We start from the raw sequence: 7,313 nt of genomic DNA on the forward strand, positions 1-7,313 counted from the left end.
CTGTATAACTAATCCCGAACACCGGTTTAAATGATATCCGGTCCTTTTCGCCATCATGTTTAACAACGTTGGGTTGCTTACAACCCTGGTTAATAAGATTAATTGATAATATCAGAATTAACCCTAAAAGTTTTGTGCTCGGTTTCATATGGCTATTATAAATTGGTTAAAAGGAATATAACGGTTATAGGAATATAACATTAAATATAGCTTATTGATTTAATATTTTGTTGATATTTTATAAAATAAGAGTACCATTGCCCGGTAAAATTTAAAACCATCTGCCCGGCCGCAGGTTAAATTAAAAACAAGAAACCGATGGGAGTCGAAATTGAACGCAAGTTTTTGGTTGATAAGGAGCAATGGCAGCAAATGCCCAAGCCGATAGGGACATACTTTAGACAAGGATACATTTTAAGTGATGATACCAAAACCATCCGCATCCGCGTAACGCCTGATAAGGGTTTTATTACGATAAAGGGTAGCACAAAGGGTATTAGCCGATCGGAATATGAGTATACCATTCCGGTTGTTGACGGCGAAGAACTGCTTAATAATTTTGCCGTATCTGAACTGACGAAGCGCCGTTATCGTATTGAAGTTGCGGGTAAGGTATGGGAGGTTGACGAGTTTTTAGGAGATAATAAGGGTCTGCTGCTTGCCGAGATTGAGCTTGACAGCGAAGATGAAAAATTTATACTTCCGCCATGGGTTACCATTGAAGTTACCGGCGACGAAAGGTATTACAATTCATATCTTTCTGCAAAACCGTTCGGTAAATGGTAAATTCAAGGTCGATTTTTAGGCGCTCTCAGGTAGTCCAAGCAATACGTCGGGTTCAGATTCATCTTTAACCGTTTTTACATATTTATTTCCTTCGGGACAGAGGGCCGGGATCAGGCTGGTTTTATTACCCTGCTCGTCAATAATGTAAGCTTCCCCGGCTTCGTTCTTTATCCAGTCGTAAAGTTTGGTGCGTTCGGTTATTCCTTTAACATTAATGCGCTCATTAATCCACTCTAATGAATCAATAGCTACGTATGGGTTATGATGTAGTGTGGTATCGGTTTTAATACAAAGTATGCGTACAGCCATATTAAATTGCTTTAATGAATCAGATGCTGTAAAATTAAAGGAAATGTTAAAGCGGATGAATAGGTGTTTTCACCCATTTTTGCGTACGTAATATTACTTATTTATAGCTGTTATTAAAGATTGGTGTTGAGGGCACAGGGAAAGTGCTACTGTTGCGTTCGCAACAGGTGAAACAGTAAGAAATTGCATCTATCTAACAATCAATAAATTGCGAATTGTCATAAAATCAAAAACGCAACAAAAACGCAACAGCAGGCCAAAAAGAGCGGCTATCAAGAGGCAAAACTTTTGGTTTTAACTTTACCATAGCAATTTCTGATGTTAAAGTATTCGATATTAAGGATAGGGAGTTGAGAAAAAAGTTGCATACATACAAAAGCCCTGGTTAAGTAAGCTTAACCAGGGCTTTTGCGGCTAATAAAATACTAAGCCCAGCCAGTACCTTTTTTTGCATTACCATTGGCGATATGTTCTTCGGCAGTAGCTTTGCCCATAATGGCAGCCATTTTATTTCCGGCACCATCTGTACCCGTTGCTATGTACCTTCCCGATTTAATATCAATCACTGGATCAATCATCGGTACATTCTTAGTTTTTGTTTTTACTGAATACGCGGTAATACCGCTTCCTTTTTCTGTTGCCATGATAAGTTCTTTTTTGTTTTTTAGTTTAACCCCATTTATACTGAATTGTTTTCAGCCCATCTATAATTGGTTTCGAGCTGTAAACATGCATTAAAATTTTTTAAATCAAAATACTTCGTATGAATATTTTGTTAACACATTTACTATTTTGTTAATAAAGAATAAATAATGGTATCTGCAAACCTTCCGTTATGCAAATGATTCTCTTTAAAATGGCCCTCACGCTTAAAATTATTGGTTTCGAGCAGTTTGATGGAGCCTATATTTCCGGGGCTTACATTGGCCTGTATGGAGTGCAGGTTCATTGCCCCAAATCCAAAACTAATAACAGCTTCTACAGCTTCCTGCATAATACCAATGCCCTGGAAAGCCGGATTTAGCAGGTAGCCTATTTCGGCCCGGTGATTATCCTTCTCTATTCGCCAAAAGCCGATACTGCCTATAAATTTAGGATTGTTTTTGAATGATATGCACCAGGTAATACCGTTATTGCCTGCCAGCAAATCGTCAATAACGTTTATAAGCCCCAGGGCATCATCCAGCGTTTTAGTTAGCGGGCGGTTGATATATTGCATAATATCGGCATTGCCGCGTAATTCCAGAAGATCGGCTGCATCGGCATTAATAAACCGGCGTAGTATTAACCGTTGGGTTGTTAAAACAGGAAAGGGCTGAAAATTTGGACTGAGCATAAAAAATCAGGGCTTTGCTTTTTGCATCAAAAAATTATTAAACTTTACAATGAACCTGAACAGATCGTTATACTTATTGAGCGGCAGGGTGGCGCTGATATCAAAAACATCATGATAAGCGTTGATGCCGCCCAAAGTGTATATAAAAAATGCAGGCACACCTTTTTCTGTAAATAAATAATGGTCGCTATTGGCAGCTTTTCCACGGGGCACTACCTTTGTAAAGTAATGGTACTCGTTGTTAATCTGCTGCATGGCGGCAAATTCTTTTTGATAAACAGTTGCGTTTACCACAGTAATTCCGTCGATGCCTGTACCATTAAGATCAAGATTGATCAAAAAACGGATGTTTTTTAAGGGGATCAGCGGATTTTCTGTAAAGTACCTGGAGCCAAGCAGGCCTGCCTCTTCGCCCGAAAAACCAATGAACGCCATGGTATATGGCTGCGGATTTGCAGCGTAATATTTGGCCAGGCTTAACAATTGGGTAAGCCCGCTGGCATTATCATTAGCGCCCGGGAAATAGGTATCGCTGCCCATCCCACCTAAATGATCATAGTGCGCCGTGATTACAATAATCGAATCGGGCTTTACTGTGCCTTTTACCACACCGCAAACATTAGCCGTTTTAAAATCGGGGATCACCTCATTTTCTATGGCAACTTTAAGGGTAGCAGGCATTTGTGTAAATGCTTTTTTATCAACCTGTATCAGCGTAAAATCAAGCGCTTTGCCTTCAACAGACCAGGTAAGCTTATCCTCTAACGAAACGATGACCCTGTTTTTACGGTCGACAAAATGTGTGCTGTCAGTTTGTTCCAGCTTGCCTTCACCGGTAACCCCCTTACTGTCCGGACTTACAATAAATTCTTTACCGGGAACGAGTTTAACGCCATTTATAGCCACATTCATTTTGCCGGGGAAAGTATTTACCGGGTAACTAAACTCCTGCAGGTAGCTTTTGCCATCCATTGGCTTTACACCGTAACTTTTAAATTGTGTAGCTATAAAGGCCGCCGCCTTGTGTACCCCATCGTGCGTGTAACCACGCCCCCAAAAGTAGCGTGAGGTAAGCGTATCAACCAGTTTACGGGCAAACAGGCTGTCCTGGGCGTTGCTAAGGCCGGATATAAAAAGGAATAAGAGGGTTAGTTTAAATTTCATTTATTTTATATTGAGCAGATTAAGGTAAATTGCCAAAATTAAGGAACAAGCTAATCCATGAGTGCTGATATAAACCGCATCAACTATTACAACATACTTGCTATGTTAGGCTCATCATGCCTTGCTTTGTTTATTCCTTTCGAACTGGTGTTATTGTCCTATGCTATACTTGGGCCGGCGCATTACTTAACCGAGATCTCCTGGTTAAATAGCAGGCGGTATTTTACGCTTAAGAAATATGACCTTTTATTAATCGCCTGTGTTGTTATCATTTCAATCCTGCTTAAATTGCCTTATGCCAATCTTATTTACTACACATTTGGCCTGTCGTTTATATTATTGATTATTGGCAACTCGTTAATGCGGCTGCTGGCTTTTATCCTGCTTGTGGTGCTGGGCTACTTTTTGCTAACCAACAATATACTTCGTACCATTTTCGGATTGTATATACCTACACTTATTCATGTTTATTTTTTTACCGGGGCTTTTTTGCTGTTAGGGGCATTAAAGAGCCGATATTTTTCGGGTTACTTAGCGTTTTTTGTTTTCTTAATTTGTCCGGTGCTGTTGTGCCTGTTGTTTACCAGCGTGCACAGTACGCCTACGCAATGGGCTATCAGCAACTACAAGCATTTTGCACACCTTAATACCACCACATTACGCAATCAAACGCTAAATATTTATACCAACCGCGCCAGCATCATTTTAACCAGGCTTATTGCATTTGCCTACACTTATCATTACCTAAACTGGTTTACAAAAACCAGGGTTATTAACTGGCACCGCATTACTATTACAAGATCGGTTATTATCGGTCTTTTCTGGGCGGCATCCGTAGCCTTGTATTTTTACAATTACCGGTTAGGGATAAAGTGGTTGTTTATACTTAGCCTGGCGCATGTAATATTGGAGTTTCCGCTTAATCACAGCAGTTTTATCGGCATTGGTAAACAAGTAAAACGGCGGCTAATTACATAAAGCTATCTGCTTCCCTATAAGCTTTGATTAAAGCCAGCTCGCCCTCTTTACCCTGCCCGGCTGTGCCATGCTCCATCCCCAAAACGCCTTTATAACCTTTGTTGTAAATGTGCTTAAATATGTTCTTGTAATTTACTTCGCCGGTACCCGGTTCTTTACGGCCGGGGTTATCACCAATCTGGTAGTAGCCAATTTCGTCATACACTAAATCGAGGGTAGGGATAATGTTGCCCTGGTTACGCTGCACGTGATACATATCGTAAAGGATTTTGCACGATGGACTGCCAACAGCCTTGCAAATGGCGTAGGCCTGGTCTGGTGTGCGCAAGAACAGGTCTGGGTTATCGCTCAGTGGCTCCAACACCATGATAATGCCATGTGGTTCCAATATGGCGGTGCCTTTTTTTAGGGCTTCTATTACGTTGCCGGTTTGCACGCCAATGGGCAGGCTACGCAAAAAATCGCCTGGCACAACTGTTACCAGTTTGCTGTTGAGGCGTTTGGCTATTTCAACAGCTTGCTTGCACGAGTTTATAAAATTTTCAACCTGGTCGGCCTTGCCCGATGCCAGCATGTTGCTATCATTACCCAGGCCCGGCTGCACAAAAACGCCCATGGCCATACCCAGTTTGGCAAGTGTATCGCCTATTTTTTTCTGTTGATCTTCGGGGCGGCGGCTCATACCATTATCTTCTATCGAGCGGAAACCTTTATCGTACGCAAATTTTATCTGTTCAATAAAATCATCGCCTGCATGATTTTTAAACATGCCATCATGGATGCCATAATTAAGGTTGAATGGTTTATCTGAAGCTGTGGTAGCAACACCGGCCGGATCGGTACACCCAGTAAGCGTGGCTGCGTTTAAAACGCCTGTTGTAAGTAATGATGCGCCTGCAAGTACCGAGCTTTGGACAAAGTTTCTGCGTTTCATAGGTTTGGATTGGTTTGAGCAGGCAAGATAGGCTTTTAAGAGATAAAGGACAAAGGATTTTCGGACTTATGGATAAAGGATTTTCGGACGAAGGACATAGGATTTTCGGACAAGGGACAAAGGGTTTTCGGACGAAGGAACTTATAGACAAAGGATTTATGGATAAAGACAAAGTGGTGAAGTACACTTACTTTGCGTCTCTGTATCCGTTGCGCGAAACAAAAAACGAATATTTTTCCGCTTTCTTCATCCCAATGTCACAACAAAAAGAACTTTGGAAAATAATTTCATTTTTAGACTTTTTGGTCTATTTTTGTTCTGTCAATCAATAGCATAATGAGCAAAGCAGAAAGAACCAGGCAATTTATCATAGAGCAGGCTGCACCTATCTTTAACCAGAAGGGTATTGCCGGTACTACTATTGATGACATCCTGGCCGCTACTAAAATGGCAAAGGGTGGCCTGTATGGCCACTTTAAAAGCAAGGACGAAATTGCCGCCGTAATGGTTGATTACCTGCTGACTAAGTTGACCGACAACGTAGGTTTGGTAATGGCAAAAGAAAAAACCGCCATAAAAAAGCTTTTGGCCGTTATTGATATTTACAAGGATCCAATTAACTCCTATATAACAGGTGGTTGTCCGGTATTAAACTTTGGTGTAGAGTGCGATGATACCAACCAGGACATTAAACAAAAAATTAAAGCGATTATTGAGGGCGGCCAGCAGGGTTTTATCAGCGTAATTAAACAAGGGGTTGCGGATAAAGAATTGTCGCCTGAAATTAATGCCGAAGAATTTGCATTAAAGATCTTCGCTATGCTGGAAGGCGGCATGGTTATGTCAAGGGTTACCGGTAATACAAAATACATGCATACGCTCATAAAAATGTTGAAGGCTGATTTGAAAAGCTACCAATTAAAGTAAGCGTAGCAGTAATATGCTTCAGGTCGGGAACGGCCTTTTTTAAACTATTAAAAACGACCAAAAAGTCTAAAAAAAACAAAACACAATAAAGTAATCATTTAACACAACATCATTTAATAAAATATCATGTCAACTAAAAAAGTAGCCTTAATAACAGGCGCAAACCGCGGTTTAGGATTAGAAACTGCCAAACAATTAGGAGAAAAAGGAATAACCGTGATTGTAGCCGCGCGCCAGATCAGCGCTGCCGAAGCAGCAGCAGCCCAGCTTACAGCCCAGGGAATTGAGGCATATGGCATTCAACTGGATGTTACCAATGCTGATGACAGAACAGCCGCAGCTGCCTATATCGAAAATAAATTTGGTAAGCTGGATATTCTGGTGAACAACGCAGGTGTTGGCCCCAAAGAGTCGGCGTTTGTAAAGAAGAACGTAGAAACCACCGCCGATGAATTTCAATATGTTTTCGAAACCAACTTTTTCAGCGTTGTTTACCTCACTAATACCTTGTTACCGTTATTGAAGAAAAGTGAGGGCGGCCGTATTGTTAACTTATCAAGTATATTGGGCTCGCTCACCGTTCACTCTATTCCTAACGGCCCTATAGATGCAGCCAAGAGGTTATCGTACAATGCCTCAAAAACAGCTTTAAATGTATTTACAGTGCACTTAGCACAGGAACTTACAGGTACAAATATTAAAGTAAACTCGGTACACCCGGGTTGGGTTAAAACCGAAATAGGTACGGAACATGCCCCAATGGAAATTCCGGATGGTGCTAAAACCAGCGTAGAAATGGCATTGGTTGGCGAAGATGGCCCCAGCGGTAAGTTTTACCACCTGGGCGAGGAGTTGCCCTGGTAAATAAAAGAACTATAG

At 41.1% G+C, this 7,313-nt stretch carries 10 protein-coding genes; 5 read left to right on the top strand and 5 right to left on the bottom strand.

The window, feature by feature from the left end; genetic code table 11:
* Positions 1-318 precede the first annotated feature (318 nt).
* Complete coding sequence (locus AC1DPZ_RS18485) at positions 319-786, top strand: CYTH domain-containing protein (protein WP_477406100.1); 468 nt, start codon at positions 319-321, stop codon at positions 784-786.
* Between the two features lie 15 nt (positions 787-801).
* Here AC1DPZ_RS18485 and AC1DPZ_RS18490 read toward each other — a convergent pair whose 3' ends face one another.
* From AC1DPZ_RS18490 to AC1DPZ_RS18505, 4 genes are all read right to left on the bottom strand, one after another.
* Entirely contained in the window at positions 802-1,095 is a 294-nt protein-coding gene (locus AC1DPZ_RS18490; RefSeq protein ID WP_477406102.1) for a hypothetical protein, read from the bottom strand.
* A 425-nt stretch (positions 1,096-1,520) separates the two neighbouring features.
* Entirely contained in the window at positions 1,521-1,739 is a 219-nt protein-coding gene (locus AC1DPZ_RS18495) for a hypothetical protein (RefSeq protein ID WP_477406104.1), read from the bottom strand.
* 143 nt (positions 1,740-1,882) lie between these two features.
* A complete protein-coding gene (locus AC1DPZ_RS18500) occupies positions 1,883-2,431 on the bottom strand; it encodes a GNAT family N-acetyltransferase (protein WP_477406106.1) in 549 nt (182 codons plus the stop codon).
* A gap of 6 nt (positions 2,432-2,437) precedes the next feature.
* Complete coding sequence (locus AC1DPZ_RS18505; protein WP_477406108.1) at positions 2,438-3,595, bottom strand: M28 family metallopeptidase; 1,158 nt, start codon at positions 3,593-3,595, stop codon at positions 2,438-2,440.
* 57 nt (positions 3,596-3,652) lie between these two features.
* Here AC1DPZ_RS18505 and AC1DPZ_RS18510 point away from each other — a divergent pair, with 57 nt between their 5' ends.
* Positions 3,653-4,573: a hypothetical protein gene (locus AC1DPZ_RS18510; RefSeq protein ID WP_477406110.1), complete on the top strand. Its 921-nt coding sequence runs from the start codon at positions 3,653-3,655 to the stop codon at positions 4,571-4,573.
* Here AC1DPZ_RS18510 and AC1DPZ_RS18515 read toward each other — a convergent pair.
* Entirely contained in the window at positions 4,566-5,507 is a 942-nt protein-coding gene (locus AC1DPZ_RS18515) for a hydroxypyruvate isomerase family protein (protein ID WP_477406112.1), read from the bottom strand. The two genes, AC1DPZ_RS18510 and AC1DPZ_RS18515, sit on opposite strands and share 8 nt — an antisense overlap.
* A 68-nt stretch (positions 5,508-5,575) precedes the next feature.
* Here AC1DPZ_RS18515 and AC1DPZ_RS18520 point away from each other — a divergent pair, with 68 nt between their 5' ends.
* The 3 genes from AC1DPZ_RS18520 to AC1DPZ_RS18530 all read left to right on the top strand — a co-directional run bounded on the left by AC1DPZ_RS18520 (position 5,576) and on the right by AC1DPZ_RS18530 (position 7,298).
* Positions 5,576-5,839 (top strand): hypothetical protein, encoded by a 264-nt coding sequence (locus AC1DPZ_RS18520; protein WP_477406114.1) that lies wholly within the window; start codon positions 5,576-5,578, stop codon positions 5,837-5,839.
* Positions 5,840-5,843: 4 nt separating this feature from the next.
* Complete coding sequence (locus AC1DPZ_RS18525) at positions 5,844-6,434, top strand: TetR/AcrR family transcriptional regulator (protein ID WP_477406116.1); 591 nt, start codon at positions 5,844-5,846, stop codon at positions 6,432-6,434.
* Positions 6,435-6,560: 126 nt separating this feature from the next.
* The gene (locus AC1DPZ_RS18530) at positions 6,561-7,298 is read left to right on the top strand and encodes an SDR family oxidoreductase (RefSeq protein ID WP_477406118.1); all 738 of its coding nucleotides are present in this window, start codon (positions 6,561-6,563) and stop codon (positions 7,296-7,298) included.
* Positions 7,299-7,313 lie beyond the last annotated feature (15 nt).

It is taken from the genome of Mucilaginibacter sp. P4_G9, assembly GCF_056400985.1.

Bases quoted from the DNA above. Each gene is read 5' to 3' on its own strand.
- AC1DPZ_RS18515 (WP_477406112.1), bottom strand. From the start codon at position 5,507: ATGAAACGCAGAAACTTTGTCCAAAGCTCGGTACTTGCAGGCGCATCA.
- AC1DPZ_RS18525 (WP_477406116.1), top strand. From the start codon at position 5,844: ATGAGCAAAGCAGAAAGAACCAGGCAATTTATCATAGAGCAGGCTGCA.
- AC1DPZ_RS18490 (WP_477406102.1), bottom strand. From the start codon at position 1,095: ATGGCTGTACGCATACTTTGTATTAAAACCGATACCACACTACATCAT.
- AC1DPZ_RS18485 (WP_477406100.1), top strand. From the start codon at position 319: ATGGGAGTCGAAATTGAACGCAAGTTTTTGGTTGATAAGGAGCAATGG.
- AC1DPZ_RS18495 (WP_477406104.1), bottom strand. From the start codon at position 1,739: ATGGCAACAGAAAAAGGAAGCGGTATTACCGCGTATTCAGTAAAAACA.
- AC1DPZ_RS18500 (WP_477406106.1), bottom strand. From the start codon at position 2,431: ATGCTCAGTCCAAATTTTCAGCCCTTTCCTGTTTTAACAACCCAACGG.
- AC1DPZ_RS18530 (WP_477406118.1), top strand. From the start codon at position 6,561: ATGTCAACTAAAAAAGTAGCCTTAATAACAGGCGCAAACCGCGGTTTA.
- AC1DPZ_RS18510 (WP_477406110.1), top strand. From the start codon at position 3,653: ATGAGTGCTGATATAAACCGCATCAACTATTACAACATACTTGCTATG.
- AC1DPZ_RS18505 (WP_477406108.1), bottom strand. From the start codon at position 3,595: ATGAAATTTAAACTAACCCTCTTATTCCTTTTTATATCCGGCCTTAGC.
- AC1DPZ_RS18520 (WP_477406114.1), top strand. From the start codon at position 5,576: ATGGATAAAGGATTTTCGGACGAAGGACATAGGATTTTCGGACAAGGG.